Origin of the sequence: Micromonospora sp. WMMD1219, from assembly GCF_049315215.1 — a bacterium.
GTDB classification, from domain to species: domain Bacteria; phylum Actinomycetota; class Actinomycetes; order Mycobacteriales; family Micromonosporaceae; genus Micromonospora; species Micromonospora tulbaghiae.
Genome location: NZ_CP186057.1, coordinates 5,046,764 through 5,072,436 on the forward strand (window position 1 = coordinate 5,046,764; position 25,673 = coordinate 5,072,436).

Sequence of the window (25,673 nt, forward strand, 5' to 3'; positions counted from 1 at the left end):
CCGGATGGAGCTGGCGTTCAGCGGCGAGGTGTGGTTCTGGCGCGGCCCGGCGCCGTACCACTTCGTCACGGTGCCCGACGAGCAGAGCGCGGCGATCGAGGCCGCCTCGGCGTCGGTCACCTACGGCTGGGGCATGATCCCGGTGACGGTCCGCATCGGTGACACCGACTGGCGGACGTCGCTGTGGCCCAAGGACGGCCGGTACGTGGTGCCGCTGCGGGTCGCGGCGCGCCGGGCGGAGGGCATCGAGCTGGGCGATCGGGTCGACGTGCGGCTGACGGTGGACGTGTGACCGGGCCGGAGCTGGCCGAGGCGGGCCGGCTGCTCGCCGCCGCGCGGCGGCCGGTGGTGTTCACCGGGGCGGGCATGTCGGCCGAGAGCGGCGTGCCGACGTTCCGCGACGCCCAGACCGGGCTCTGGCAGCGCTACGACCCGCAGGAACTGGCGACCCCGGCGGCGTTCCGGGCCGACCCGGCGCTGGTCTGGGGCTGGTACGAGGCACGCCGGCGTGGGGTGCGGCGGGCGCTGCCGAATCCGGGGCACCGGGCGGTGGCGGCGATCCAGGCCCGCCTCCCGGCGACGGTGGTGATCACCCAGAACGTCGACGACCTGCACGAGCGCGGCGGCGTGCCCGCACCGGTACGCCTGCACGGCAGCCTGTTCGCGCCCCGCTGCTCGGCCTGCGCCCGGCCCGCGCCGCTGCCGTCCGACCTGCCACCGCCCGCCGGCACGCCGGTGCCCGGCGCTCCGGAGGCGCGCGACGAGGCGGAACCGCCCGGCGGGCCCGTGTCGCATGCGCCGGAACCGCAGGACGGGCCGCTGACCCCGCCCGCGTGCGCCGGCTGCGGCGCGCCGGTGCGGCCCGGGGTGGTGTGGTTCGGCGAGGCGCTGCCGTCGGCCGCGCTGGACGCGGCGGTCGAGGCGGCGGCCGGCTGCGACCTGCTGCTGACGGTGGGCACCTCGGCGCTCGTGCACCCGGCCGCCGAGATCCCGGTCGTGGCGGCCCGTCTCGGCGCGCCCGTGGTGCAGGTGAACCCGGTGCCGACGCCGCTGGACGCGATCTGCGCGGTGAACCTGCGCGGCCCGGCCGGCGAGGTGCTGCCCGCGCTGGTCCGCGCCGCCTGGCCGGACGCCGACGCCGGCTGAGCTGCCCGCCGCCGCCCTGCCTGACAGCCCGGCCGCGCCGTCTCGTCGTACCGCCCGGCGGGCACCGGTCCGGCGGACCGGGCAGGGCGTGATCGCGGAAATCACCCGACCGCCCGTCCGGGGCCGCCTACCGTCGGCGCAGGAGGTGGACCGGCGGAGGGCGGCGGACGTGGGACGCGAACGGGTGCGACGGCGGCTGCGTGCGCCCCGGCCGGGGCCGGACCGGCGCCGGGTCACCCCGTTCGAGATCTTCTTCGACCTGGTCTTCGTCTTCGCGCTCACCCGGATCATGGCGCTGATCGAGCCGCACCCGACCCCGGCCGGGATGGCCAAGGGCCTGCTCCTGCTCGTGCTGCTCTGGGTGGCGTGGCTGTCGTACACCTGGTTGGGCAACCACACGCCCGCCGACGTCGGGGTGGTGCGCGGCGGGTTCCTGGTCGCGATGGCCGCGTTGTTCCTGGCCGCGCTCGCCATGCCGCAGGCGTGGACGCCGGGCCCGGGGCTGGACGGGCCGCTGATCGTCGTGCTGGCCTACGTGGTGCTGCGCGTGGTGCACCTGACGTTGTTCCACTGGGCCGCGGCGGGTGACCCGGAACTGCGCGCCCGGATCCGGTTCTTCGCGTTCGTCAGCGCCGTCGGCTGGGTGCCGCTGCTGCTCGGCGCGCTGCTGGACGGTGCCGCGCACGCGGCGCTGTGGGTGCTGGGCTTCGCCGTCGAGGTGGCCGGTCAGCGGCTGTCGTACGCCCGCCGGGGCGCCTGGCCGCTGCGCAGCCCGACGCACTTCGCCGAGCGGTACGGCCTGGTGCTGATCATCTCGCTGGGGGAGTCGGTGGTGGCCGCGGGGGTGGGCGCGGCCTCGGCGGTCACCGAGCCGCCGGTCCTCGCCGTGGCGCTCGTCGCCTTCGTGGTGACCGTCTGCCTCTGGTGGCTCTACTTCCACCGCACGTCCCCGGCGGCGGCCCGGGCGCTCGCCGCCGCACCGGCGGCGCAGCGGGACCGGATGGCCGCGGACGCCTACAGCCAGACCCATCTGCTGCTCGTCGCCGGCGTCATCTACCTGGCGCTCGGCGTCGAACAAGTGCTGGAGCACGTCGCCGACCCGGAGGCCGGGCCCCGGCTGAACCCCTCGGCGGCGGTGGCGCTGTTCGGCGGCGCGGCCGTCTACCTGGCCGGACGGCTGCTGTTCCGGCGGCTGACCGGGCAGCCGGTCGGAGCGGCCCGGCTGGCCGTCGCCGGGGCGGCGCTGCCGCTGGGCGCGCTCGGGACGGTACTGCCGCCACCGCTGGCGCTGGCCGCGCTGGCCGGGCTGCTGCTGGTCGCGATCGCCGTCGATCGGCTCGGTGAGCCGTCCGCCGCCGGGCGGCCGACGGCAACCGGTGCGCCTCAACCGGTCTGAGGCCGGATCAGCGGGCGTGGCGGGTGACCCTCACGCGCCGCGCGGCGCCCGCTTCGGGAAGACGGTGTACGCGACCGGCCAGAACACCAGCCAGCCCGCCATCACCACGGTGAGCCGGCCGGTCCACGCCCACAGTTCGGCGGTGCGCTCGCCGTCGCCGACCAGGGCGATGCCGGCGAGCAGCACGGCGCAGGCGACCGCCCAGCCGATCATGCCCTTGCCCCACTCGCGCCACTCGTGCCGGGCCCGCGCCATCCCGTACCGGGGGGCCCGGCGCGGGGGAGGGCCGCCGGCGAACCGGTGCGCGAACCGCTGGTCGGCCCAGCGCACCATGCTGTGCCCGAACGCCACCGAGAACCCGAGGTACGCGGCGGCGAGGCCGTGGGCGAACGTGGCGGTCGCGCCCCGGCGCAGGTCGATCATCGTGGCGGCCAGCAGCACGAGGTCGACCACCGGCACGGCGATCAGCAGGGCGGCGCCGAGGCGGGGCCGCCGCAGCGGGTACCGGGCGATCAGTCCGGCGAGCAGCACCACCCAGAACGCCACCTCACATCCGACGATCACTGCGACGAGCATCCGGCCCCCCTTTTTAGTACGCTGTGCGATAACCGTAACAGCGGCCGTCAACCAGGTTCCGGAGGGGCCCGTGCCCAAGATCGTCGACCACGACGCGCGCCGTGCCGAGCTGGCGCGGGCGATGTGGCGGGTCGTCTACCGCGACGGCGTCGGCGCCGCCACCGTCCGCAGCATCGCGGCCGAGGCGGGCTGGTCACCGAGCGCGCTGCGGCACTATTTCGCCACCCAGACCGAGCTGCTGGTGTTCGCCATGGAGCACGTGCAGGCCGAGGCGGCCGAGCGGATCGCCGCCGACGACCGCACCGGCAGTCCGCGCGAGGTCGCCCAGCGGATCCTGGAACAACTGCTGCCGCTGGACCGCCAGCGCGTCCGCGAGGCCGAGGTGTGGCTGCTGCTCGCCGCGCGCGCCCAGACCGACCCGGCGGCGCGAACCCGGATGGCCGACGCGGACGACGGCATCCGTCGCGCCGCCGAGTTCGCCGTCGCGCTGCTCACCGGGCAACCGGCCGCCGGCCCCGAGGCGGTCGCCCGGCTGCACGCCCTGCTCGACGGGCTCGCGCTGCACGCGCTGCTGTATCCCGAGCGGATGCCGCCCGCGCGCGCCCGGGAGCTGCTCGGCGCGCACCTGGACACGCTGGCCGCGGCCTGAGCGACTCAGTCGCCCGGCGGCCGGCCCATCGCCGCGCCCAGCTCGGCGCGGCTGGCGATGCCCAGCTTGCGGTAGACCCGGGCCAGGTTGGCCTCCACCGTCTTCGGGCTGATGTAGAGCGCGTCGGCGATGAGCCGGTTGGTCTGACCCCGGGCGGCGAGCCGGGCGACCCGCTCCTCGGTGGCGGTGAGCGTGGTCGGGGCCGGGGTGCGGGCGCCGATGCGGCCCAGCTCCGCCCGCGCCCGGTCGGCGAACGCGGACGCGCCGAGCGCGTCGAACTCGGCCGCCGCCGCGTCGAGCGCCGCCCGCGCCTCACGACGTCGCCGCACCCGCCGGTACGTGCGGCCGGCGGCGAGCAGGCAGCGGGCCCGGTCCAGTGGCAGCACCCCCTCCGGCACCGCGGCCCGGGCCTGCGTCAGTGCGTCCAGCGCCGCGCCCGGATCCGCCCCGGTCGCGCCGGCCAGCAGCACCCGGCTGCGGGCCAGCCCGAGCGTCGTCCACGGGCGCGGCAGCCGGCGGTGGCGCCCGGCCAGCCGGTCCAGCGCGGCGCGCGCGGTGTCCAGGTCACCGGCGCCCACGCACGCCTCGATCCAGTCCGGCTCGAAACGCTGCCCCAGCGGTTCGGCGATGCCCGACCCGTCCAGATCGGCGGCGAGCGCGCCGTACGCCGCCGCGGCGGTGACCCACTCCCCGGAGGCCAGCGCCACCAGGCCGGTGAGCTGGTGGTGCAGTCGCCGACTCCACGCGTCGCCGAGGTCGTCGTCGCGGCGCAGCCCGGCGGCCGCGGCGCCCGCCCGCGCCAGCCGCCCCCGGTGCGCGTCGAGCACACCGGCCAGCCAGCTCTCGCCCACCAGTCCGGTGCCCAGCTGCTCACCCAGGTCACGGGCGGCGGCGATGTGCGTACCGGCCTCGGCGAAGCGCCCCGCCAGCAGTTCCGTCTCGCCGAGGTGGGTCAGCACCTCGTGCCGCAGCGGGTCGTCGCCGCGCGCCACCGCCAGGTCCAGCATCAGGTGCAGCCGGGACCGCGCCCGGTCGTGGTCGTCGACCGACTTCCACCAGATCGCCGGCACCGAACCGGCCAGGAAGGACGGTTCACCCGCCTCCAGCGACAGGGCCCGGTCCAGCAGATCGGTGGGCGCCGGGCCGCCGGCGCGTACCTCGTGGAAGAACAGCAGCAGCAGCGCGGCGGTGAGCAGCGGGCGGTGCTCGTCCCGGTCGGACAGGCGGGCGATCGCGGCCCGCGCGTGCCGGCGGGCGGGCTCCGGCTGGTCGTGGAACATGGTCAGGTGGGTGTGAATCCGCCCGGCCAGATCCCCGTCCGGCCCGGCGGCGGCGAGCGCCTGCTCGGCGACGCGGACGGCCGTGACCAGGTCGTCGGCGCACCACGCGACGAGCGCGCGCAGCAGCAGCGCCTCGCCCCGCTCGGCACCGGTCAGCTCCCCGGCCGCCGCCTCGGCGGCCCGCCCGGCCGCCGCGTAGTCGCCGCCGTCGATGCGGCACTGCACCGCGTCGAGGCGACGCCGGTTCCGGTCGGCGGCGGCGGACGACGGGGTCAGCTCGGCCGCCCGGGCGTACCAGTCGGCGGCGAGCGCTGAGGCGCCACGCATCCGCTGCCGGGCCGCCGCGGCGGCCAGGTCGGCGGCGACAGCGGCGTCCGGCGCCACGGTGCACCGGGACAGGTGCCGGGCCCGCTCGTCCGGGTCGGCGACCGTGCCGGCGAGCAGCGCGTGCATCCGCCGCCGGGCCCCCGGCGGGATGCTCTCGCGCACCGCCGCCGCGTACCGGGGGTGCGCGAAGTCGACCCGGCTCGGGGTGACCACGACCAGCCCGGCGTCCTCGGCCGCGTCCAGTGCCCCGGCCGGCACACCCGCCGCCGCCAGGTCCCGCAGCGTCGGCACGGTCAGCAGCGCGGCCAGCCGCACCGCGTCCCGGCTCGGGCCGGGCAGCGCCCGCAGCGTCTCCGCGAGCAGCAGGCGCAGCGACGACGGTACGGGCAGGTCCTCGTCGTGCGCGGGCGGGCGGGGCAGCCGCAGCACCGCCCGGGCCAGTTCGATCGCGAGCAGCGGATTGCCGTCGGCGTCGCGGGCCAGCCGGTCGGTGAGCGGACGGCTGAGTGTGCCGCCGAGCCGGGCCGCCAGGACGCGGTGCAGGTCCGGCGGGGTGAGCGGGGGTACGTCGGCGCGCAGCAGCGGATGCCGGCCGGTCGGGTCGTCGTCCAGCCCCAGCGGCACCGGCGCCGGCGTGCTGTCCCCGGTGCGGTGGGTGGCCAGGACGGCGGGCCACCGGGTCAGCCGGCGCAGCGCGAACCGCAGCGCCCGGGCGCTCGGCGGGTCCAGCCACTGCGGATCGTCGACCGCGAGCAGGACCCGGGGCGCGTCGGTGACCGCCGCGTCGAGCAGCGTGCGGGTGGCCGCGCCCACCGCCCGCTCGTCCACCGCGCCGTCGTGCTCACCGGTCAGCAGCACCATGTCGGCGGCCACCCGTTGCGGCGCGGGCAGCCCCGGCAGCGCGTCGGCGAGCGGGCGCAGCACGTCGGCCAGAGCCGCGTACGGCAGCGCGGTCTCGGCCTCGGTGGGCGCGGCGGACAGCACCCGCCAGCCGGTCCGCCCGGCGTGGGCGACCACTGCCCGCCAGAGCGCGGTCTTGCCGATGCCGCTGGGACCGTCGAGCAGCACCGGCGTACCGGAGGTCAGGGCACGCCACACCCGCTCGACGACCGCGTCGCGGCCGACCAGTGCGGCGTCCATGGCGGGATGGTGGCACAGCCGCGCCCGCGAACCCAGCGTCGGCGCGGCCTAGCCCGGAAGCTGTCCGCATATCGAGACGGGCGGGATCACCTCCTGGTTGCGGTAGACGGCGGCGCTCCAGCTCGGCCCGCCCGACGCCACGATCGGCGGGATCCGGGGCGCCCGGGACGGGCTGAGCAGGCTGAGGAACTTGTTGATCACCTGGACGACGGGTTCCAGGATCCGGTAGCCGATCCCGAACCGCGCATGCACACCGAGCCCGACGCCCCGGCACAGCGCGTACGGCGCGCCGAGCGCGGAACCGATGGTGGCGCCGTACGAGGCGATCAGCTCGAACCAGATGCCGGCGGTGAACAGGAACGCGCTGATCCCCATGGTGAACCGCACGCCGTGCCGGACGACCAGGCCCATCACGCCGACCGGCACGCCGGTGAGCGAGTCGAGCAGGCTCACCCGGCGCGCGAACCCCTCCGTCACGCGCGAGCCCACCTGGCCGTTCGCGTAACCGAACCCGAGCCTGCCGGCCAGCGCGTACTCACCGGCGCCGCGGAACGTGCCCCGGCGGGCGCCGAACGCGGTGGCCACCTCCAGCGTCTGGCTCACCGTGAACGACAGCGGCAGACCGGCGACCAGCCCGATCGGGAACGCGATGTCGACCGGGACCGGGAACGTGCGGCGGTGGTTCTGCCCGCCGTCGATGCCGGCGGTGAAGTCCACCTTGATGCCGAAGCCGCCACCGATCTCCAGCTCGGCCCGGGTCACCTTGCCCGCGCCGACGGCCAGGTGGAACGACGCGGTGGGCCGTCCGACGGTGAGCGTGACGGTGCCGGCCAGCCGGAGCCCGCCGTCGTCGTACGTGAAGTGCGTGCCGACGCCACCGGCGCAGCAGAACGTCCGCACCCGGTAGCCGTGGGCGGTGGCGCCCGCCTGCCCGCCCGGCGCCGGTGGCGGCTGCGCGGGCGCGACGGCGAGCGGACGCGACCGGCCCAGCGTGCCGCCGGCCGCCGCGACCTCCCGGGTCCACGAGGGTTCACCCGCCACGTAGACGGTCGGGCGGTCGAGGGCGACGTCGTCGCCGCCGAACGTGCCGTCGCGGATCACCTCGGTGAGCGTGACCGGTCCGATCGTGACGAGCAGGTCACCGCCTTCCTCGTCCAGGTCGAGCACCCGGCCCACGCCGCGTCCGGTGAGGAACATGACCCGGCCGGGCGCGAGCCGGTCCGCGTCGCGCGCGCCGGGGTCGAGCCGCCAGGTCAGCCCGTCCGGGCTCACCGACCGCACGGTCCGGCTGCCGCCGCCGACCAGCACCACGTCCGGTTGCAGCGTGACGTCCTTCCCCGGCGCCGGGGCCTGCCCGTACCGGGGCTGCCCGCCGTCGCCCCCGTCCGCCGGGCCGGGCGTGGGCCCGCCGCAGCCGGTCACCAGGAGCAGCGCCGCCAGGCCGGCCGCCAGCAGCCGCCGGCCGCGCACCGGCCGCCTCACATCCGGCCGGCGACGGTACGGGCGAGCCGTTCCAGCGGCGCCCGGTTCTCCTGCGGGTCGTTGAGCCGCACCAGCCGCACCGCGACCCACAGCTCGCCCTTGCGCAGGAAGAACGCCTCCGCGGTGAGCAGCGCCTCGTCGGCGGTCCCGGCCAGCTCACGGATCTCGTGCCCGAGCTGCCGTTCGATGTCGAGGTACTTCTTGGCGCCCTCGCCCACGAACACCTCGACCTGGGCGGTCGGCCCGGTCACCGGCCCGGTGTAGGTGCACGACTGCCCGGCCACCACCGGTTCGTCCAGCGCCGTGCCGGCGAGGCGTTCCGCGTCGGCCTTCGACACCAGCGTGCACGCCTGTGGGGCGGCGTCGTCCACCGGTCCGGCGTTCGGCTCGGCCGGTGCCTCCCCGGTCGGCTCCGCGACCGGCGCGTCCGCACCGGGCGGAGCGCCGCCGGCGGCCGGCGGTTCGTCGTCGCCGCAGCCGGCGGACGCGGTGAGCAGGGTCGCGGTCAGCGCGAGCGCGACCAGTCGGCGGCTTCGCATGCCGGCCCCGCTCAGGCCGGGATCGCGTCGAGCGTACGGCGCAGGATCTGTTCGTTGCCCGCGGTGCCGCCGCCGAAGCTGCTGATGGTCACCGTGTACGTGCCCTTGCCCTCGATCAGCACCGCCTCGCCGCGGATGTCCTTGACCGCGAGGTAGCCCCGCTCGCCCCGGTCCAGGTCGACGACCTTCTCGTACTGCTGGCCGGCCTGGTCGTACTGGTAGTCGTAGGTGGCCTTGCCGGCGGTGGCGGAGGCGGTGGTGACCGCCAGCTGGGCGATGCCGTCGCCGAACGAGCAGTTCCCCTCGTCGCGCAGCTTGCGGTCGACCAGTTCGGAGACCTGGGCGGCGGTGAACGGGCACGGGGGCCGGACGTCGTCCACCGCGCCCGCGTCCACGTCGCCGCCGTCCCCGCCCGCCGCGGAGTCGGCCGGCCCGCCGTCGACGATCCCGTCGCCGGAGTCGCACCCGGCCGGCGCGAGCAGGGCGAGCAGCAGCAGGGGCAGGATCAGCCCTCGCGGGAGCCCGCCGTCGCGGCGGGCACGTGCGGTCCGGGCCGGTGTGAGCGCGTCAGTTGCCATGGCCCGACGCTAGGCGCGCCGTCACCGGCCGTAATCGGGGGTTTCCCTATGCGGTGACCTTGCCGACGGGCTCGCCGGCCCTGGCCGGCGGCGCGTCCGCGCGGCTGCGCCGTCCCACCCGGATGGCGAGCCGATCCACGTAGCCGACCATGAGCGCGACGAACAGCAGCACGAACAGGATCAGCATGGGCAGCGGCAGGATCAGGCCCAGCGGAAGCTCGCCGCCGGCGCCGAAGGCGCGGCCGGCGATCATCGTCACCAGCGCGGGAGCGGTCAGGCTGTCCGGGCCGCGGCCCACCAGCATCCCCCACAGTGGCGACTGGACGTGCGCCAGCCAGGTCGCCAACGTGGTCACGGCCAGCATCGGCAGCGCCGGCAGCAGCAGGGTACGGCCGACGCCGCCGCCGGAGCGCCACCGCTCGTGCTGGCCTCGGAACAGCAGCGTGAACGCGAACAGCGCGGGCACCGACAGCCAGGTCGGCGGCACCAGGCCGAGGAACAGGCCGAGCTGGTCGAGTTCCCTGGTGCGCTCGAAACCGGCGATGGCCAGCGGGCCGACGCCGACGAACAACCACGGCGCGAACGGCACCAGCAGCAGTTCGCTGTAGCGCCCGAGCGGGCGCAGCGCGCCGATCCCGAACCCGGCCAGCGCGGCGAGCGCCACCGCGACGAGTGTGGACAGCAGCGGCGGCACCCAGGTGTTGGCGAACAGGTTCGAGGTCTCGACCCCCCGGGGCAGGGGCCCGGTGTCGGCGGAGAGGTTCCGCAGCCACGGCAGCGACGCCCAGACGGTCACGCCGAGGACGACGACGAGCGCGACGGCGGTCAGCCCGACGAGCAGCGGCCGGCGGCCGGAGTAGGACTCCGCCTCCCGCACGGCCGGGCCGTCCCGCCAGCCGTCGAACTCGATGCGCAGCCGGGTGGCCAGGATGAGCGCCACCGCGGCCAGCCCGAGCAGCCCGAGCAGCACCAGCAGCAGCGTCGACGTGGCCGATCCGGCGCCCAGGCGCATCGTCCGGAACGAGGTCTGCGCGGCGGTGAACACCGGCGTCGCCGTGTCGTCGCCGCGCGGCCCGCCGCCGGTCAGGATGTACGGGGCGGTGTAGGTCTGCAGGGCTGCGGCGAGAACGCTCAGGCCGAGCAGCCCACCGACGGCCAGCATGGCGGGCGCGGGCCGCTGGTCGGGCTCGCGGCGGCGCAGGGCGCTCAGGTACAGCGTCGCGGCCACCGCGACGACCAGCCCGAACGTCACCTGTGCCAGCGCCGAGACGAGGAGCGTCCGGGGAGACTGCAGTTCCTGGGTGAAGGTGCCGTTCTCGATGTGCTCGGCGCGCCGGCCGAGGAACACCGCGACCGGCGCGTACGCGGCGAGCGGCAGCGCCAGCACGCCCCGGGTGACCAGGCGGGCCACCCGGCCGGCCCGGTCGGCGACGATCGCGAGCAGCGGCGCGGCGAGCAGCGCCACCGCCAGCGGGATCAGGCTGAGCAGCACCGCGAGCCCGACCTGCCCGACGAACCCGGAGGTGAGGGCGGCCTCGTAGTTCGCCGTGCCGACCGACTCGCCCGAGCCACGCGGCCCGTCACCCTGGAAGCTGCGAGCCAACGTGGACAGCGTCGGCAGGACGTACGACCAGATCCAGGCGATCACCGCCGGGACGACCAGGGCCAGCCCGATCAGGGCCCTCCCCGGACGGTTCGGCGACGTGAGCGGGGGCACTGACGCTGTCGCCTGCGGTGCTGCCGGCTGGTTCATCGGGACATCCACCCTCGAAGATCGACGATCACGGCCGCCGCGACGATAACCGACCCGGTCAATACCGGCAGCGCCACCGGCCCACGTCGGCGCGGGGGCGGCTAGGGTCGCAACCGTGCGGACCAAGCAGGAGCTGTCGACGGCGATCCGGGAACGACGGCGGGCGGCGCTCGTGGTCAACGCCCACTCCCGCCGTGGCCGGCGGCTCTACGACACCGTCCACGCACGCCTGCGGGCGGCCGGTTTCGCGCTGCTCGGCGCGTACCCGGTGGACCGGCCCGGCGAACTGGACCGGGTGCTCGCCGAGGCCGCCGACCTCGGGCCGGACCTGCTGGTCACCGGCGGCGGCGACGGCACCGTCGGCGCGGCCGCCCGGCTGCTCGCCCACCGGGACATCGCGATGGGTCTGCTGCCGCTGGGCACCACGAACAACTTCGCCCGCACCGTCGGCGTCCCGCTCGACCTGGACGCCGCCGTCGCGGTGCTCACCGACGGCAAGGTCATCGACGTCGACCTGGGCCTGATCGGCGACACCCGGTTCACCAACCACGTCGGGATCGGGTTGTCCGCCGACATCATGCAGGCCGCGCCGCCGAGGCTGAAGCGGGTCGTCGGGCGGCTCGCGTACCCGATGACCGGCCTGGGGCTGCTGGCCCGGCACCGGCCGCTGGCCGTGACGGTCCGCGCCGAGGGCCGCGAGCACACGTTCACCACCCACCAGGTGTACGTGGCCAACGGCGGCTTCCACGCCGGCCGGCCCATCACCGCCGACGCCACCGCCGACGACCGGCTGCTGGTCGCGTACCCGGTGGGTGGGCCGACCCGGCGCGGGCTGCTGCGCGAGACGGCGCGCAACGCGGCGGCCGGCCACCGCCGCACGCTCGGCGAGGAGCCGTTCCTGGCGGTACGCCAGCTGTGGCTGGACACCGACCGGCCGGCCCGCATCGAGGTCGACGGCGAGCCGTACGGGCAGACGCCGGTACGCATCGGCCTGGACCCGAACGCGTTGCGGCTGATGGCCCGCGCCGACAGCCCGGATCACTGACCGGTCAGGCCCAGTGCTCCTCGTCGGGCAGTGGGATCTCCGTGTTCTGCTCCACCGCGTCGGCGGCGGTCAGGTCGTCGCGCACCGACTCACCCAGGCCCGCCCGGTCGCTCGGCGGGCGCAGCACGCCCTGCTCGGCCAGGTCCGCCTCGCTCGCCTCGGGCACCGCCGTGCCGACCGTGTCGGGCGGTCCGACGAGTGTCTCGTCCTGCCGCTGTTCCTGCGCGTCGGCCTCGGGCGGGCGGCGCAGCGCGTCCTCGCTCATCGGGCGCGCCCCGTCACGCCGTGCGCCGCACGTACGGCGCGCTCTGGTCGGCCACCTCGCCGTACTCGGCCGGGAGCTGCCCGACGACCTGCGCGTAGGCGGCCGGGTCGACCGCGTCGCGCAGCACGTCGAACACCGCCGTGATCCCGTCCCGCGCGGCGTCCACGTCGACGTCGGCGCGTCCGCTCACCCGCTCCACGAACACGTCGAGCCCGAACGGCTCGGCGTCCTCGGCCGGGCCGAACGCGTACGCCCGCAGCGCCTCCGGCAGCCGGTCGGCGAGGTCGCGGGCCTCTCCGCCGTCGATGCGCTCGGCCAGCGTGGTCAACGTCGCCCGGGTGATCGCGGTGGCCTGCTCCGTGGACGCGCCGCACCGTTCGGCCACCGCGCCGACGAACTGATCCTGGTCCATCTCGCCGCCTTCCTCCGCTGGGATTGCCGGATTCCCACGCTGGACCTCGGCAAACGGGGCGCGAGCCCGAGGCGCCGGAGCCGCCGGACCGGGGGTAGCGTGCAGGCCGGAACCCGCAGCGAGGAGGCCCCGACAGTGCAGCCGACGATCGTGGACGTGCCCACCCCCGACGGAACGGCCGACGCCTACCTGGCCACGCCGGGGTCCGGCGGGCCCTTCCCGGCCGTCCTGCTGTTCATGGACGCGTTCGGGCTGCGGCCCCGGGTCGCGGAGATGGCCGCCACGATCGCCGACCGCGGGTACGTGGTGCTCGCCCCGAATCTGTTCCACCGCGCCGGGCGCGCCCCGCTGATCGACCTCGGCGCGCTCGCCGACGACAGCCGCCGGGCCGCCCTGTTCGAGAGCATCGGGCCGATGATGGCCGCGTTGACGCCGGACGCGGTGGCCCGCGACACGGCCGCCTATCTGGACTTCCTCGCCGCCCGCCCGGACGTCGCGCCGGGCCCGGCGGCGATCACCGGCTACTGCATGGGCGGCACGAACGCGCTGCGCGCGATCGAGGCGCTCCCGGACCGGATCGCCGCGGTGGCCGCGTTCCACGCCGGGCGGGTGGTCACCGACGCCCCGGACAGCCCGCACCTGGCCGTCGGCGCGGTGACCGGCGAACTCTACTTCGGGCACGCCGACGCCGACCCGTCGATGACCGCCGAGCAGATCGCCACGCTGGAGAAGACGCTGGACGCGGCCGGGGTGACCTACCGTTCCGAGGTGTACGCCGGCGCCCGCCACGGCTACACCCAGTCGGACACCCCGATGTACGACGAGCAGGCCACGCGGAGGCACTGGACGGCGCTGTTCGACCTGCTGGACCGCACGTACCGCCGCTGACTCCGAAGGGCGCGCGGGGGCACGGCCGACGATTCACCGGCCCGGAGCCGGGTAACCGCCGTCATGACCGACCGCCGCGCCGAGGACACCGTCCGCTCGCCCCTGGACGGGGCGGTCGAGCGGGGCGGTCTCGCGCTCTCCCGGGTCCGTGACCAGGGCGGCGCGGCCGGCCGGAACCGGCTGCGCCAACTGGAGATCACCGTGGTGATCTCCGCGCAGGCCGGGCTGGCCGCGGCGCTCGCCGCGCTGCTCGCCCAGATGCTGCTCGGCTCCGGCGCGCACGTCTTCGCCCCCGCCGCCGCGGTCGGCACCATCGCCACCGCCATCGGCCAGCGCGCCCGCCGCACGTTCGAGCTGCTCGTCGGCGTCGGCCTCGGCATCGTGGTCGGTGACCTGCTGCGCGCGCTGCTCGGCAGCGGATCCTGGCAGACCGGCCTGGTGGTCACGCTCGCCATCGCCACCGCGCTGCTGGTGGCCGGGCGCGGCGGCGCGCTCGTGGGCCAGGCCGGCGGTACGGCGGTGCTGATCGCCACGCTCGCGCCGGTGCAGCCCGGCCTGGAACTGCCCCGCATCTTCGACGCGCTGGTCGGCGGCCTGGTCGGCCTGTTCGTGGTGGCGCTGCTGCTGCCGGTCAACCCGATCCGCGTGCTGGACCGGGCGGTGGAGCCGGTGATCGCCCGGCTCACCGAGCAGCTCGACGCCGTCGCCCACGCGCTGACCCGCGGCGACGCCGACGCGGCGCAGCGCGCCCTGGACGATCTGCGCGGGATCGAACCGGACATCGGGCGGCTCAACGAGGCGCTCAGCGGGGCCGAGGAGGTGGTCACCATCGCCCCGGCCCGCTGGCACCGCCGGGCCCGGTTCCACCGGTACGCCGACGCGACCCAGCACCTCGAACGGCTGGTCCTGTACGCCCGCTCGATCGCCCGCCGCTCCGCCACCGCGTTGCAGTACGACGAGCCGGTCCCGCCCGCGCTGCCCGACGCGGTGGCCCGTCTCGGCGACGCGGTGCGGGAGCTGAAGCGGGCCTGCAAGTCCGGGGAGGACCTGGACCGCACCCGGGAGCTGGTACGGCAGGGCGCCGAGCTGGCCGGGCGCGCGTGGTCGCAGGGTGTGCGCGCCTACGGCGAGGCGATGATCAGCGATCTGCGGACCGGGCAGAGCGAGCTGCTGCGGGCCACCGGCTGCCGGCCCGAGGACGCCAACGGCACCGTGCGCCGGGCCGCCGGTGCGGGGGAGGCGGAGGCGCGCCCGCCGGTCCGGGCCCGGATGAGCCGCCCGGTCCGGCGCCGGCCCGCCGGGCGGCCCCGGCCGAAGGCCACCGGGCGTCGACTGGCACCTGCCCGGGGCGGCCCGGCTGGTTAGCGTCGGCGCATGGACATCCGTCAGGACGCGCCGGCCGCGCGATTCGCCGCTCTGACCACCGCCCACGTCGCCGACGCCTGCCTGCGCGCCGGCGTGCCCGTCCGCTGCGCCCCGGCCGCCGTCGTCCCGGTGCTGCCGGGGCGGCGCCTGGCCGGCCGGGTCCGCCCGGCCCGGCACGCCGGCAGCGTGGACGTCTTCCTGGAGGCGATCGAGCTGGCCGCCGACGGGGACGTGCTCGTCGTCGACGACGCCGGCCGCACCGACCGGGCGTGCGTCGGCGACCTCGTGGTGCTGGAGGCGCGGGCCGCCGGCCTGGCCGGGCTGGTGGTGTGGGGCGCGCACCGCGACACCGCGGACCTGGTCGCGGTCGGACTGCCGGTGTTCAGCCTCGGCGCCACCCCGAGCGGGCCGCTGGAGCTGGACCCGCGCCCGGCCGGGGCGCTGGAGCACGCCCGGGTCGGGCCGTTCACCGTCGGCCCGCAGGATCTGGCGCTGGCCGACGACGACGGCGTGCTGTTCGTACCCGCCGACCGGGCCGGGGAGCTGTTCGACCTGGCCGGGTCCATCCGGGACACCGAGCGGCGGCAGGCCGACCGGATCCGGGCCGGGGAGTCGCTGCGCGCGCAGGTCGGGTTCGGCGCGTACCTGGCGGCCCGGGAGGCGGACCCGGCGCTGACGTTCCGGGCGCACCTGCGGGCGGTGGGCGGCGCGATCGAGGAGTGACCCGGTCAGCCGCCGCGCGCCCACAGCGCCAGGCGGACCCGGTTGGCGCTGCCGGTCTTGGTCATCAGGCTGGTGATGTGCGTCTTCACAGTGGTCACCCCGATGTGGAGGCGGTCGGCGATCTCGGTGTTCGACAGCCCGTCGGCGACCAGGTCCAGCACGTCCCGCTCGCGGGCGGTCAGCTCGGCCGCACGCCGGGGCGCGCCGGCGCGGGCGTGCACCGCGCGTTCGACCAGCCGGCGCAGGACGTCCGGGCTGAACGGGCTGTCGCCGGCGGCGGCGCGGCGGACGCCGTCGAGCAGGTCGGCCGGGGGCGCGTCCTTGAGCAGGAACCCGCAGGCGCCGGCGGTCAGCGCGGGGTAGAGGTGGTCGTCGTCGCCGAACGTGGTGAGCACCATGATCCGGGTGGCCGGCCGGTCGGCGAGGATCCGGCTGGTCGCGGTGATCCCGTCGACGCCGGGCATCCGCAGGTCCATCACCACCACGTCGGGGCGTAGCCGGGCGGCCAGGCTGACCGCGTCCCGGCCGTTGTCGGCCTCGCCGACGACCTCGAGGTCGGGCTGGGCGTCGCACAGCATCCGCAGGCCGGCCCGGATGAGGTGCTGGTCGTCGACCAGCAGCACCCGGATCACGCCGGCTCCGGCGTGCCCGCGCGGGGCCGGGGCGCCTGGTGGGCCGGCCCGGGCGGGGGCAGCACGGTCCGGACCCGCCAGTCGGAACCGGTGGGCCCGGCCTCCAGCCGCCCGCCGAGCACCTCGACCCGTTCCCGCATCCCGACGAGACCGTGCCCGCCGCCGGAGGGCACCCCGGCCGGCGCAGCGCCGCGCCCGTCGTCGGTCACCGCCCAGTGCACCGCGTCGTCCTCGACCGACACGGCCAGCCGGGCCCGGGCCGCCGCGCCCGCGTGTTTCGCCACGTTCGTCAACGCCTCCTGGGTCAGTCGCAGCACCGCCTGGCCGCGTACCGCGTCGAGCCTGCCGACCGCCGGGTCGACGTCGGCCTCCACCACGACGCCCGCCTGCCGGGCCCGGTCGACAGCCGCGCCGAGCGCGGCCGGCAGCGCCGACGGCTCGATCGCGGTCAGGGCGGCGTCGCCGCGGACACCGTCCGGGTCACGCAGCACCGCCACCAGCCGCCGCAGGTCGGTCAGCGCGGCCGTGCCGGTGGCGTGCACGTCGTCGAACACCTCGCCGACCCGGGGATCCAGGTCGGGCAGCACGTGCCGGGCCACGCCGACCCGCAGCACCATCGACGCGACGTGGTGCGCGAGCACGTCGTGCAGTTCCCGGGCGATGGCGCCGCGCTCGTCGGCGCGGGCCGCCCGGCTCTCCGACTCGCGCCGGCGCCGCTCCGCCTCTGCCCGCACCTCGGCCTGCCGCCCGAGTTCCCGGGTGGTCCGCACCACCAGCCCGAGCAGCAGCGGCAGGCCGACGGTGACGGCCAGCCCGAACAGGCCGGTGAGCGCCGCACGGACCGGTTCGCCGATCTGGCCGGACAGGTCGACGGCGGCGAGCAGTCCGGCGCCCAGCCAGACCGTGCGCGGCCGGGTGGCCCGCATGGTCAGCTCCAGCAGCGCCCAGCTCGCACCGACCTGGTTGATCATCACGTCGTCGACCAGCACGAGCGCGGCGACCAGCAGGGCCGACTGGATCAGCAGGTTCACCAGAGGGCGGCGGTGGCACAGCAGCGCCAGCGCGAACGCCGGGACCGCCAGCGCCCACTGCGTACCGGTGGCGGCCTGGCCCGCGTGCGGTCCGAAGACCAGGTAGCCGACGCCGCTGAGATCCAGCAGCAGGATCCGCGCGAGCGTGTCGCGCGCGTCGAACAGCCGACCGACCCAGCTCACCGCGTCAGCCTAGGCAACCGGAGCGGCCGGAGGCCACCGCGTTCGCCGGCCGCCGGCCCGGCGGTCCGAGGTGGGCCACCGGGCCGAACACCACGGCGCTCATCCGACCAGCACCACACCGGTACGCCGGGTCCGGCGGGCCAGCACCAGCGTGGTGGCCGCCGCGGTGGCCGCCACCAGCACCCCCGCCGCGGCGAGCGTGAGCGCGTCCGGCGCGAGCAGCGACTGCCCGCGCAGCGCCTGCCCGGTCAGCAGCAGCGTCAGTGCCGCGTACGCGGCCCCGCCGACGAGCACCAGCCGGGCCCGGGTCAGCTCGTCCAGCCGCGCGCCGAAGAACCGGTCGAGCAGGATCGCCAGCAGCGGCAGCGCCTGCAACGCGTGCATCCCGACGAAGTGCCCGACGCGCAGGTCGCCGCCGGTGGTGCTCCAGCCGAGCAGCGGCAGCCCCGGGCCGCCGTCGGGCACCCCGACGCTGTGCGCACCGCTGATCCCGGCGGGCGCGCCGGCCGGGCTCTGCGCCACCATCGGGAACGCGACGAGCATGCCGAGCAGGGACACGGCGAGGCCGAGCCGGACCGCGTATCCGCCGGCCCGGTCCGGAAGGGACCGGCGGGCCAGCACGACCGCCAGTACGAACTGGGCCGCGAACAGCACGGTGATCGCCACGCCCATGACGTCGAACAGCACCGCGTTCAGCGTCGTGGTGCCGTTGAAGTGGCTGGTGGTGCCGCGGAGCACCTGACCCACGATGACGACCATCTCCACCACGGACATGGCCACGATCACTGTGGCCGCCCGCTCGGCGGCCCGGCTGCGGCGGGGCAGCAGGGACAGCATCCAGGCCAGGGTGACGCCGTAGAGCACGAACGAGATCGCGAACTTCAGCGGCTTGAGCCAGATGGGCGCGCCGGTCAGCACGCGCGGGTCGGCCACGACGCCGACGGCGGCGACGACGGTGAGCACCGCCATCGCGGACACGAGGAGCATCAGGGGTCGGTGCCATCCGGCCGCCCGGTTCCGCAGGGTAGTCATGCCTGTAGATGCTCGTGACGGGCCGGGCCGGTCGCGCCCGCCCGCGGGCCGCACTCGCGGCCACGGGTCGGAGCGTGTCTCCTACCGGGGGAGGAAGCCGGCCGGTCAGTCCGGCAGCCGGGGCATCTCGACGCCCGGGTCGCGGCCGAGCAGCACGCCGCGGGTCAGCGCCCGTGAGCCGAAGCGGTCCCGCACCGCGTCGACTGCGGCGTCCAGCGCCGGGCCGGGGTCGGCGGTGAACGGCAGCGTGAGCTGCGTGTGCCCGCTGCCCAGGTTGCCCACCGAGACGCCGAGCAGCGTCACGCCACGTTCCGCGATCTGCGGCAGTGCGGCCCGCAGCAGGTCACGGGCGGCGGCCCGCAACGGCCCGGTCTGCGCGGTCGGCTCGTCGAGCGTGTGCGACCGGGTGGCGCGGGTGTAGTCGGCGAAGCGCAGCCGCAGCGTCACCGTGCGGCCGGTGCGGCGGGCGGCGCGCATCCGGCCGGTGACCCGGTCGACCAGCCCGGCCAGCACCGCGTCCAGGTCGGCGGGGGAGTGCGGCCCGCGTCCCAGCGCGTGCTGCGCGCCCATCGAGGAACGGCGGCGGCCCACCTGCACCGCCCGGGGGTCACGGTTGTGCGCCAGGGCGTGCAGGTGCCGCCCGGCGCCCGCGCCGAGCAGCGACACCAGCGCCGGCTCGTCCAGCCGGGCCACCTGCCCGACGGTACGGATGCCGCGTTCGCGCAGCCGGGCGGCGGTGACCGGGCCGACGCCCCACAGCCGCTCGACCGGCAGCGGGTGCAGGAACGCGAGTTCCCGCTCCGGCTCCACCACCAGCAGCCCGTCCGGTTTGGCCACCCCGCTGGCCACCTTCGCGAGGAACTTCGTCCGGGCCACGCCGACGGTGATCGGCAGGCCGACCTCGCGGCGTACCCGTTCCCGCAGCGTGGCCGCGACGGCGGCCGGCGCTCCGGCGAGCCGCCGCAGCCCACCCACGTCGAGGAACGCCTCGTCGATGCTGAGCCCTTCGACGAGCGGGGTGGTGTGCCGGAAGATCTCGAACACCGCCCGGCTGGCGGCCGTGTACGCGGCCATCCGGGGCGGCACCACCAGGGCATCGGGGCAGAGCCGCCGCGCCTGCCGGCCGCCCATCGCGCTGCGCACGCCCCGGGCCTTGGCCTCGTAGCTGCACGCGAGCACCACGCCGCCGCCGACGATCACCGGCCGGCCGCGCAGCCGGGGGTCGTCGCGCTGCTCGACCGAGGCGTAGAACGCGTCCAGGTCGGCGTGCAGGATGGTGGCCTCGCTCGACACCCGGTCATCCTCGCACAGGCGTTCGAACAGGCGTGGCTGACCTGCCCCGACGCAGGCGACCGGCCGGCGGGAGCACCCGCCGGCCGGTCGCGTGCGGTCACCGTCCGTAGACCTCGAACTCGTAGAGCGAGAAGCCGTACGAGGTGGCCCGGGTGACGCCGTACATCCGCACGTATCGCGCGCTGACCGGGGCGAACGTCACGTTGTCGACGCCGCCGTTGCCGGTGGTGGTGCTGAACACCGGCTGCCAGGAGTTGCCGTCACCGGAGACCTCGATCCGGTAGCCGGTGGCGTACGCGGCCTCCCACCGCAGCACCGCCCGGCTGACGGTCCGGGCCGAACCGAGGTCCACCCGCAGCCACTGGTTGTCGTTGTAGCTGCTCGCCCACCGGCTGCCCAGACTGCCGTCGACCGCCTTGGCCGGGGTGTTGCTGGTCAGGAACTGGGTGCTGGACGCGGTGGCGGTGCGGCCCTGCGCCAGGTTGGTCACCGCGTCGCCCCGGCGCGCCGGGAACGAGACGACCTGCTGGTAGGTGGGCCGGTTCTGCCAGGCGATCAGCGGGTGGGTGATGCCGCCGAGCCCGGACTGGGCGATCGAGTCGGCGCACCACTGGTCGCCCGCACCGCACGAGGAGTCGCCCGGGTAGACGGTGGTCGCGGGCGCCGCCGCGGCCTGGCCGAGCGTGTCGAGCAGCGCCTGCCGGCACGCGCCGAGATTGCCGTTGCCGCAGTACGTGCGCCCGAGCCCGCCGGCCACCGGGTCGCCGAGCACGGCCCGCAGGTCCTTGTCGACGTAACCCCACCAGCCGTACTGGAAGGCCGAGCCCTTGTGCGCCTGCCCCTGCGACGCCCAGTTGACGGTGCCGTCGCGGCCGCCGTTCTGGCCGCCCGAGGGCGCCTCGTTGACTTCGAGCGCGTCGACGAGCGCGGCGTACAGGTCGGGGCCGAGGCCGGGACGGAACTGCGCCGAGGCCAGCAGCGGCCACCACGCGTCGAAGATCCGGATGGCGTCGGCGTGCTGGTAGACCTTCGACCCGGGTGACGTCTCCACCCGCCGCGACCCGGCCTGCTGCCAGGCCCGCAGCTTGGTCACCGCGGCGGCCAGCGCCGGGTCGGTGACGGGCGTGCTGTCGAGCACCCGCAGCAGCTCACCGAGCACCTGCTGGCCGCGCAGGTCGGTCACGGCCGCCTCGGCGGTGATCCGGACGATGTCGGCGCGGCCGACCTTGCGCTGGGCGATGGCTGCCTTCACCGGACCGTCGAGCAGCTGACCCCGGTGCACCGCGCCGTAGCTGAAGTTGCCGTCGGCCGCGCCGAAGTCACGCGCCTGCTTGTTGTTCCAGCTGACGTAGTAGTCCTGGTTGACCGACTGGGGGTGGGCCGACGCCGGGGCGTACGTGGCGTCGTTGGTGTCCGGGTTCCAGCCGGCCCACTCGTACGCCGGCTCCGCCTTCATCGGCAGGTTCGGGTCGGAGGTGGACGAGCGCACCGGGTTCGAGCCGGAGTTGAAGTACGCCGCCTCGGTCGAGTTGACGTAGAACCAGTTGAACGCGTACCCGACGCTGGCCGCGGACGCCTGGAACGCCGCCGCGCTGCCCATCGCCGCCGGGTCGTTGTACGCCTGGAAGCCGATCGCCGAGTCGGCCTCGTGCCGGTAGGTGGAGCGCAGCTTGGTGAACGCGGTGGGCTGCCCGTTGACCAGCCCTCGGTAGGACACCAGCCCGTACTTGGTGCGCAGCGCGCGCAGCGTGTACGCGCCGGCGGGGGTGGAGTCGGCGAGCGTCGGCGACCAGGAGTTGCGCTTCTCCAGCACCTCCATGGCCACGCACTGGCCGCGGTAGAGGTAGCGGTTGGAGCGCAGCGTCGGCGCGCTGCCGTCGGTGGTGCACAGCGGCACCGCGTACGTGTCGGTCAGGTCCTGCGAGGCGGAGGTGGCGCTCCACGCGTAGTCCTGGCCGCGGCCGAGCAGCACGTAGAGGTTCAGCCCGGCGAACGCGGCGCCGCGCGCGCTGATCCCCGGCCCCTGGAGTTCCTGGAGCATGAGCAGTTGCGGGGCGAAGTAGCCGGTCTGCGGGCCGAACACGGCCACCGGGTTGCCGGTGGTGGTGTGCCGGCCGGAGACCACGACCGCGTTGGACATGCCGTGCGTACGCAGGGTGGACAGGCCGCCGAGCAGGTCCTTGGTGGCGGCGCTGGTGCCGGTGCGGGCGGCGGCCCCGCCGGTGGCGTCGTACGCGAGCGGCTCGGCGACCACCGTCCCGGCGTCCGGCAGCACCGCGCTGGTCGCGCCGGGCGGCGTCGCGCCGTACGGGAAGCTCTGCCCGTCGTGCAGCGTCAGCACGGTCTCCGGGTCGTTCTGCGAGCGGAACGCCGTCCAGACCCGGTCGCCCTCGGTCGGCCCGTACTTGGCCCGGGCGGCCACCCGGACCAGCGCGGACTGCATCTCGCTGCCGCCGCCCCCGCCGAACAGCCCGCCGATGACACCGGCGGTGGCGATCAGGTCGGTCATGGTGAAGTGCTTCGGCTTCCCGGCGCCGGTGAGCACGTACTCGCCGGGGTAGTTGTCGTCGGCGATCGACTTGTCGATGTAGGCGTTGATGCCGGCGATGTAGTCGACGACGTCGGTGTAGAGCTGCTGGCCCCGGGTGCCCTTGAGGCGTAGCGCGTCGACCTGGGCCTGGAGGTCCGCCTCGGTGTAGGGCGAGTTGGCCCAGACGCTCTGCTCCAGTTCCCGGTTGCCGGGGGCGCCGCCGGCGAACGAGGTGACGTTGCCGCGGCCGACGTGCCGCAGCAGGTCCATCACCCAGAGCCGGTCCTGGGCGCCGGCGTACCCGGCGCCGAACATGGTGCCGGCGCGGGTGGTGCCGGTGACGTGCGGGACGCCGGTGGCCTTGTCCCGCACGATGGTGACGTCCGAACGCGGCGAGATCCTGCTCTCGACCTGCGCGTCGGGGACGCCGAACGAGGCGTCGTTGTAGAAGTGGGCGATCTGCTCGTCGGTCAGCCCGGCGTAGTTGTAGACCAGGTTGGCGTACTCGTCGAGCTGGTCGCTTGAGTGCGCGGGGCGGGTGCCGAGCGCCTGGTGGGCCAGGATGCCGGCGAGCGTGGCGTTGCCGTTCTGCCCGGGGGGCAGGATGTCGGCGCACTGGCCGAGGCAGTAGTCGTCGGGGGTGAACGTGGTGGCGGCGAGCGCCGGCGACGGCGGGGTGACCGTCAGGACGCTCGCGGTGAGGGCGGCGGCGGTGAGCGCCGCGAGGCGGGCACGGATGGCGGGTAATGGCATGGCGATCCTCCGGGGACGCGGAGCAGGGCCGTTCGGTACGCCCGGCTGACGGCGTCTCGGCCTCCGTGCCCGGGCGTCCTGCCCGGAGGTGAGAATGACTCATATCTATCTGCGGGCAATGATCGGCGCACCACTGCCGTCCGGGATAGCCGTCGTTCACCAGTCGTCAATGCCGACGTTTCGTCGCGATCCGTCCCGCAACGACGCGGTGGGGGTAGCGCCGTTGCCACCCCCACCGCTCTCCCCGCCGGTGCGCCGTCAGTGCTTGTGGAACGACTGGCGCACCACACCCCCCACCAGCGCGCACCAGGTAGTGGTGCTGATCTTGCCGTTGGGCGGTAGTCCGTGCAGGCGCTGGAGGTCCTTCACCGCCGTGCGGGTGGCGTGGTCGTACTCACCGGTCGCAGTGACCTCGGCGTAGCCCTTGGAGGCGAGCATGAACTGCGCGGCGGCCACCGGGACGCCGGACGACTTCTGGTCCAGCTCCGGGGCCAGGGTCTCCCAGGTCGGCGCCGTGAGCGTGGCGTCGACGTCGACCGGGATGCCGTTGCGGGCCTGCCAGTCCTGCACCGCCGCGACCGTCGCCGCGTCGAACACACCGGTCAGCGGCACTGTGTAGCCGTGGAACGTCAGCAGGTACTGCGCGACGCGGACCACCGGGCCGCCGACGAAGCGCCAGATGTCCGGCCAGCGGCGGGCCGGCACGTCGCCCAGGTCGGTGCCCAGGTTCTCGAACACGGCGCGGCGCAGCGCCGGGAACTCCCGGTAGAACATCGCGCCCGGGCAGAGCGTGGCGCGGAAGTCCCAGTGGCCGAAGATGTCGTGGGCGTGCAGCCCGTACTGCCGGCAGATCGCGGTGCACAGCCGGACCAGCCCGTCGAGCAGCTCCTCCGGAGGCGTCTCGGTGACGTAGGTGCCCTCGTTCTCGATGCCGATGGCCCGCCCGTTCTCGCCCGGGCAGTGCGCGGCGATCATCTGCCGGTCGCCGGCGAGCAGCCGGTCCAGGCTGCCGTGGCGTCCCTCCAGGACGTGACCGCCGCGGCTCACCGTGAAGTGCTGCCCGGTGTCGGACCAGCCGTTGCCGTCCATGTGCAGGTCCTGGCAGTCGCGGGCGAGCTGCTTGGCGTGCTCCTCGGAGTAGTCCGTGACGTTGGGGAACGCCATGTGGTGCACGATGATCTTGTTGGTCGGGATCGCGCTGACCGACAGGGGGTCGGCCGGCGGGCGGGCGGCCCACTCGTCGCAGCTGATGATCCAGTCGAGGTCCGCGCCCGGTGCGGCGTGCGCGGCGGCCGGCCGGGCGAGCTCGCTGCCGACGACCGCGACCGCCGCGGCGCCGAGGCCGGCCCGCAGCAGCGTACGGCGGTCCAGCTCGGGGTGGTCGAAGTGCATCTCGCCTCCTCGATGGCCCGAACGGCGCCGGGCGATGTAAAGGAACTGCAACGACTGCGCGTGTGGTGGAGAATATTGCCAAGCTCGCGCGGTGCGCCAGAGGACAAAAGCGACGTTCGCCGGCCGGTGCGCCCGCCGTTCCTACCGCCGGAGTAGGCGATGTCACGTCCGCTGACCGGGACGGACCATGGCCTTCCGCGACCTGCCGTGGCAGCCTGGGCCGGTGCAGTCGCCCAGCCTGACCGGGATCCTCGTGCTCGTCGCGGTGCTCGCGGCCGCCACCGCGTTCGGCTGGTGGCGCCGCCGCCACGACGGGCGGCTGCGCGCCGTCCGGAAGCGCCCATCGGCCGCCGACGCGCCGCACCTCGCCACCCTCACCGCCCTCGGGGTACGCCCCGGCGAGGTCACGCTGGTGCAGTTCTCGGCACCGGTCTGCGCGCCCTGCCGGGCCGCCCGCCGGGTGCTCGCCGACGTCGCCGCCCGCCTCGACGGCGTCGCGGTGCGGGAGGTGGGCGTGGACGAACACCTCGACGCGGCCCGGGAACTGGACGTGTGGCGCACCCCGACCGTGCTGGTGGTGGACGCGGCGGGCCGCGTGGTGCGCCGGGCCGCGGGCGTGCCCGACCGCGACGACCTCATCGCCGCGCTCACGGTCGGGGCGGGGCGATGACCGGCGTACGGCTGACCCGCCGCCGGGTGGTGGACCACGGCCGGCTCGCCACGAGCCTCTGTGCGGCGGCGCGTCCCGCCTGACCGACCGCCCCCGCACGAACGGACCCACCCCATGCTGCTCGACCCCCGGGGACCGCGCTTCGCCGCCGTCCTCACCACAGTCGTCCTCGCGATCGTGCTCGTCACCGGCTCCGGGCTGCTCCTGCTCGCCCAGGCCGTGGTGTTCGCGCTCACCGCCGTCAACCCGCGCCTCGGGCCGTACGGCCTGCTGTTCCGCGCCCTGGTGGCGCCCCGGCTGGACCCGCCGGCGGAGCTGGAGCCGGTCGCGCCGGTGCGCTTCGCCCAGGTCGTCGGCCTGGCCTTCAGCGCCGTCGGCGCGGCCGGCTGGTTCGCCGGGCTGCCCGCGCTCGGCCTGGCCGCCACCGGCGCCGCGCTGGCCGCCGCGTTTCTCAACGCCGCGTTCGGGCTCTGCCTCGGCTGCGAGGCGTACCTGGCGATCCGGCGGCTGGCCGGGCGCCCGCTCGCCGCCCGGGTGGCGGTACCCCCGCGCTGACCGCCCGCCCGTACGCTGACCCCGGCGGAACGGGGGAG

Annotated in this window: 24 protein-coding genes; 10 read left to right on the forward strand and 14 right to left on the reverse strand. The window is 75.8% G+C overall.

The annotated features are described in order from the left end of the window. Positions 1 to 4 precede the first annotated feature (4 nt). The 3 genes from ACN27C_RS23500 to ACN27C_RS23510 all read left to right on the forward strand — a co-directional run bounded on the left by ACN27C_RS23500 (position 5) and on the right by ACN27C_RS23510 (position 2,542). On the forward strand, positions 5 to 292 hold the full coding sequence (locus ACN27C_RS23500) for a DUF1905 domain-containing protein (RefSeq protein WP_120569760.1): 288 nt from the start codon (positions 5 to 7) through the stop codon (positions 290 to 292). After that, positions 289 to 1,146 carry an SIR2 family NAD-dependent protein deacylase gene (locus tag ACN27C_RS23505; RefSeq protein ID WP_422748174.1) on the forward strand — a complete coding sequence of 286 codons (858 nt, stop codon included), beginning with the start codon at positions 289 to 291 and terminating at the stop codon, positions 1,144 to 1,146. The genes ACN27C_RS23500 and ACN27C_RS23505 overlap by 4 nt, the downstream gene beginning before the upstream one ends. Before the next feature lie 169 nt (positions 1,147 to 1,315). Beyond that, positions 1,316 to 2,542 (forward strand): low temperature requirement protein A, encoded by a 1,227-nt coding sequence (locus tag ACN27C_RS23510; RefSeq protein WP_422748176.1) that lies wholly within the window; start codon positions 1,316 to 1,318, stop codon positions 2,540 to 2,542. Positions 2,543 to 2,572: 30 nt separating this feature from the next. On the opposite strand, the gene ACN27C_RS23515 is transcribed toward ACN27C_RS23510, so the two are convergent. Further along, complete coding sequence (locus ACN27C_RS23515) at positions 2,573 to 3,118, reverse strand: hypothetical protein (RefSeq protein ID WP_252449052.1); 546 nt, start codon at positions 3,116 to 3,118, stop codon at positions 2,573 to 2,575. Between the two features lie 70 nt (positions 3,119 to 3,188). Between ACN27C_RS23515 and ACN27C_RS23520 the strand changes: the two genes are divergently transcribed. Beyond that, a complete protein-coding gene (locus ACN27C_RS23520) occupies positions 3,189 to 3,767 on the forward strand; it encodes a TetR/AcrR family transcriptional regulator (protein ID WP_422748178.1) in 579 nt (192 codons plus the stop codon). Positions 3,768 to 3,772: 5 nt separating this feature from the next. On the opposite strand, the gene ACN27C_RS23525 is transcribed toward ACN27C_RS23520, so the two are convergent. The 5 genes from ACN27C_RS23525 to ACN27C_RS23545 are packed head-to-tail and all read right to left on the reverse strand — an operon-like array spanning position 3,773 to position 10,866. After that, positions 3,773 to 6,514 (reverse strand): ATP-binding protein, encoded by a 2,742-nt coding sequence (locus tag ACN27C_RS23525; RefSeq protein ID WP_422748180.1) that lies wholly within the window; start codon positions 6,512 to 6,514, stop codon positions 3,773 to 3,775. A 48-nt stretch (positions 6,515 to 6,562) separates the two neighbouring features. Next, positions 6,563 to 7,984 (reverse strand): hypothetical protein, encoded by a 1,422-nt coding sequence (locus ACN27C_RS23530; RefSeq protein WP_422748182.1) that lies wholly within the window; start codon positions 7,982 to 7,984, stop codon positions 6,563 to 6,565. Positions 7,985 to 7,992: 8 nt separating this feature from the next. Further along, positions 7,993 to 8,535, reverse strand: coding sequence for a hypothetical protein (locus tag ACN27C_RS23535; RefSeq protein ID WP_422748184.1), 543 nt, complete (start codon positions 8,533 to 8,535; stop codon positions 7,993 to 7,995). Positions 8,536 to 8,546: 11 nt separating this feature from the next. Next, the gene (locus ACN27C_RS23540; RefSeq protein ID WP_120569769.1) at positions 8,547 to 9,113 is read right to left on the reverse strand and encodes a hypothetical protein; all 567 of its coding nucleotides are present in this window, start codon (positions 9,111 to 9,113) and stop codon (positions 8,547 to 8,549) included. Between the two features lie 46 nt (positions 9,114 to 9,159). After that, positions 9,160 to 10,866: a sugar ABC transporter permease gene (locus ACN27C_RS23545; protein ID WP_422748187.1), complete on the reverse strand. Its 1,707-nt coding sequence runs from the start codon at positions 10,864 to 10,866 to the stop codon at positions 9,160 to 9,162. 115 nt (positions 10,867 to 10,981) lie between these two features. Between ACN27C_RS23545 and ACN27C_RS23550 the strand changes: the two genes are divergently transcribed. After that, positions 10,982 to 11,911 carry a diacylglycerol/lipid kinase family protein gene (locus ACN27C_RS23550; RefSeq protein WP_120569770.1) on the forward strand — a complete coding sequence of 310 codons (930 nt, stop codon included), beginning with the start codon at positions 10,982 to 10,984 and terminating at the stop codon, positions 11,909 to 11,911. Positions 11,912 to 11,915: 4 nt separating this feature from the next. Here ACN27C_RS23550 and ACN27C_RS23555 read toward each other — a convergent pair whose 3' ends face one another. Beyond that, a complete protein-coding gene (locus ACN27C_RS23555; RefSeq protein WP_120569771.1) occupies positions 11,916 to 12,176 on the reverse strand; it encodes a hypothetical protein in 261 nt (86 codons plus the stop codon). A 13-nt stretch (positions 12,177 to 12,189) separates the two neighbouring features. Further along, positions 12,190 to 12,588: a DUF2267 domain-containing protein gene (locus ACN27C_RS23560; RefSeq protein ID WP_121684670.1), complete on the reverse strand. Its 399-nt coding sequence runs from the start codon at positions 12,586 to 12,588 to the stop codon at positions 12,190 to 12,192. Positions 12,589 to 12,723: 135 nt separating this feature from the next. Here ACN27C_RS23560 and ACN27C_RS23565 point away from each other — a divergent pair, with 135 nt between their 5' ends. From ACN27C_RS23565 to ACN27C_RS23575, 3 genes are all read left to right on the forward strand, one after another. Further along, the gene (locus ACN27C_RS23565) at positions 12,724 to 13,476 is read left to right on the forward strand and encodes a dienelactone hydrolase family protein (protein ID WP_120573768.1); all 753 of its coding nucleotides are present in this window, start codon (positions 12,724 to 12,726) and stop codon (positions 13,474 to 13,476) included. A 63-nt stretch (positions 13,477 to 13,539) separates the two neighbouring features. After that, positions 13,540 to 14,841: an FUSC family protein gene (locus ACN27C_RS23570; protein ID WP_422748190.1), complete on the forward strand. Its 1,302-nt coding sequence runs from the start codon at positions 13,540 to 13,542 to the stop codon at positions 14,839 to 14,841. A gap of 9 nt (positions 14,842 to 14,850) precedes the next feature. Continuing rightward, complete coding sequence (locus tag ACN27C_RS23575) at positions 14,851 to 15,564, forward strand: RraA family protein (protein WP_393158818.1); 714 nt, start codon at positions 14,851 to 14,853, stop codon at positions 15,562 to 15,564. A 5-nt stretch (positions 15,565 to 15,569) separates the two neighbouring features. Here the strand turns inward: ACN27C_RS23575 and ACN27C_RS23580 are convergent, their stop codons facing one another. The 6 genes from ACN27C_RS23580 to ACN27C_RS23605 all read right to left on the reverse strand — a co-directional run bounded on the left by ACN27C_RS23580 (position 15,570) and on the right by ACN27C_RS23605 (position 24,410). After that, positions 15,570 to 16,196 carry a response regulator gene (locus ACN27C_RS23580; protein WP_120569775.1) on the reverse strand — a complete coding sequence of 209 codons (627 nt, stop codon included), beginning with the start codon at positions 16,194 to 16,196 and terminating at the stop codon, positions 15,570 to 15,572. After that, the gene (locus ACN27C_RS23585; protein ID WP_422748193.1) at positions 16,193 to 17,410 is read right to left on the reverse strand and encodes a sensor histidine kinase; all 1,218 of its coding nucleotides are present in this window, start codon (positions 17,408 to 17,410) and stop codon (positions 16,193 to 16,195) included. The genes ACN27C_RS23580 and ACN27C_RS23585 overlap by 4 nt, the downstream gene beginning before the upstream one ends. 99 nt (positions 17,411 to 17,509) lie before the next feature. Next, positions 17,510 to 18,442: a hypothetical protein gene (locus ACN27C_RS23590; protein WP_422748195.1), complete on the reverse strand. Its 933-nt coding sequence runs from the start codon at positions 18,440 to 18,442 to the stop codon at positions 17,510 to 17,512. Positions 18,443 to 18,547: 105 nt separating this feature from the next. Beyond that, on the reverse strand, positions 18,548 to 19,735 hold the full coding sequence (dinB, locus tag ACN27C_RS23595) for a DNA polymerase IV (protein ID WP_422748197.1): 1,188 nt from the start codon (positions 19,733 to 19,735) through the stop codon (positions 18,548 to 18,550). A gap of 97 nt (positions 19,736 to 19,832) precedes the next feature. Next, positions 19,833 to 23,018, reverse strand: a complete 3,186-nt coding sequence (locus tag ACN27C_RS23600) for a penicillin acylase family protein (RefSeq protein ID WP_422748199.1) — start codon at positions 23,016 to 23,018, stop codon at positions 19,833 to 19,835. A gap of 258 nt (positions 23,019 to 23,276) precedes the next feature. Beyond that, complete coding sequence (locus ACN27C_RS23605; protein WP_358172129.1) at positions 23,277 to 24,410, reverse strand: peptidoglycan recognition protein family protein; 1,134 nt, start codon at positions 24,408 to 24,410, stop codon at positions 23,277 to 23,279. Positions 24,411 to 24,633: 223 nt separating this feature from the next. On the opposite strand from ACN27C_RS23605, the gene ACN27C_RS23610 reads away from it, so the two are divergent. Further along, positions 24,634 to 25,080: a TlpA family protein disulfide reductase gene (locus ACN27C_RS23610; protein WP_357798324.1), complete on the forward strand. Its 447-nt coding sequence runs from the start codon at positions 24,634 to 24,636 to the stop codon at positions 25,078 to 25,080. A gap of 114 nt (positions 25,081 to 25,194) precedes the next feature. Further along, on the forward strand, positions 25,195 to 25,635 hold the full coding sequence (locus ACN27C_RS23615; protein WP_120569782.1) for a DUF4395 domain-containing protein: 441 nt from the start codon (positions 25,195 to 25,197) through the stop codon (positions 25,633 to 25,635). Positions 25,636 to 25,673 lie beyond the last annotated feature (38 nt).

Bases quoted from the DNA above. Each gene is read 5' to 3' on its own strand.
- ACN27C_RS23500 (WP_120569760.1), top strand. From the start codon at position 5: ATGGAGCTGGCGTTCAGCGGCGAGGTGTGGTTCTGGCGCGGCCCGGCG.
- ACN27C_RS23515 (WP_252449052.1), bottom strand. From the start codon at position 3,118: ATGCTCGTCGCAGTGATCGTCGGATGTGAGGTGGCGTTCTGGGTGGTG.
- ACN27C_RS23525 (WP_422748180.1), bottom strand. From the start codon at position 6,514: ATGGACGCCGCACTGGTCGGCCGCGACGCGGTCGTCGAGCGGGTGTGG.
- ACN27C_RS23535 (WP_422748184.1), bottom strand. From the start codon at position 8,535: ATGCGAAGCCGCCGACTGGTCGCGCTCGCGCTGACCGCGACCCTGCTC.
- ACN27C_RS23540 (WP_120569769.1), bottom strand. From the start codon at position 9,113: ATGGCAACTGACGCGCTCACACCGGCCCGGACCGCACGTGCCCGCCGC.
- ACN27C_RS23545 (WP_422748187.1), bottom strand. From the start codon at position 10,866: ATGAACCAGCCGGCAGCACCGCAGGCGACAGCGTCAGTGCCCCCGCTC.
- ACN27C_RS23555 (WP_120569771.1), bottom strand. From the start codon at position 12,176: ATGAGCGAGGACGCGCTGCGCCGCCCGCCCGAGGCCGACGCGCAGGAA.
- ACN27C_RS23560 (WP_121684670.1), bottom strand. From the start codon at position 12,588: ATGGACCAGGATCAGTTCGTCGGCGCGGTGGCCGAACGGTGCGGCGCG.
- ACN27C_RS23570 (WP_422748190.1), top strand. From the start codon at position 13,540: ATGACCGACCGCCGCGCCGAGGACACCGTCCGCTCGCCCCTGGACGGG.
- ACN27C_RS23575 (WP_393158818.1), top strand. From the start codon at position 14,851: ATGGACATCCGTCAGGACGCGCCGGCCGCGCGATTCGCCGCTCTGACC.
- ACN27C_RS23590 (WP_422748195.1), bottom strand. From the start codon at position 18,442: ATGACTACCCTGCGGAACCGGGCGGCCGGATGGCACCGACCCCTGATG.
- ACN27C_RS23600 (WP_422748199.1), bottom strand. From the start codon at position 23,018: ATGCCATTACCCGCCATCCGTGCCCGCCTCGCGGCGCTCACCGCCGCC.
- ACN27C_RS23605 (WP_358172129.1), bottom strand. From the start codon at position 24,410: ATGCACTTCGACCACCCCGAGCTGGACCGCCGTACGCTGCTGCGGGCC.
- ACN27C_RS23615 (WP_120569782.1), top strand. From the start codon at position 25,195: ATGCTGCTCGACCCCCGGGGACCGCGCTTCGCCGCCGTCCTCACCACA.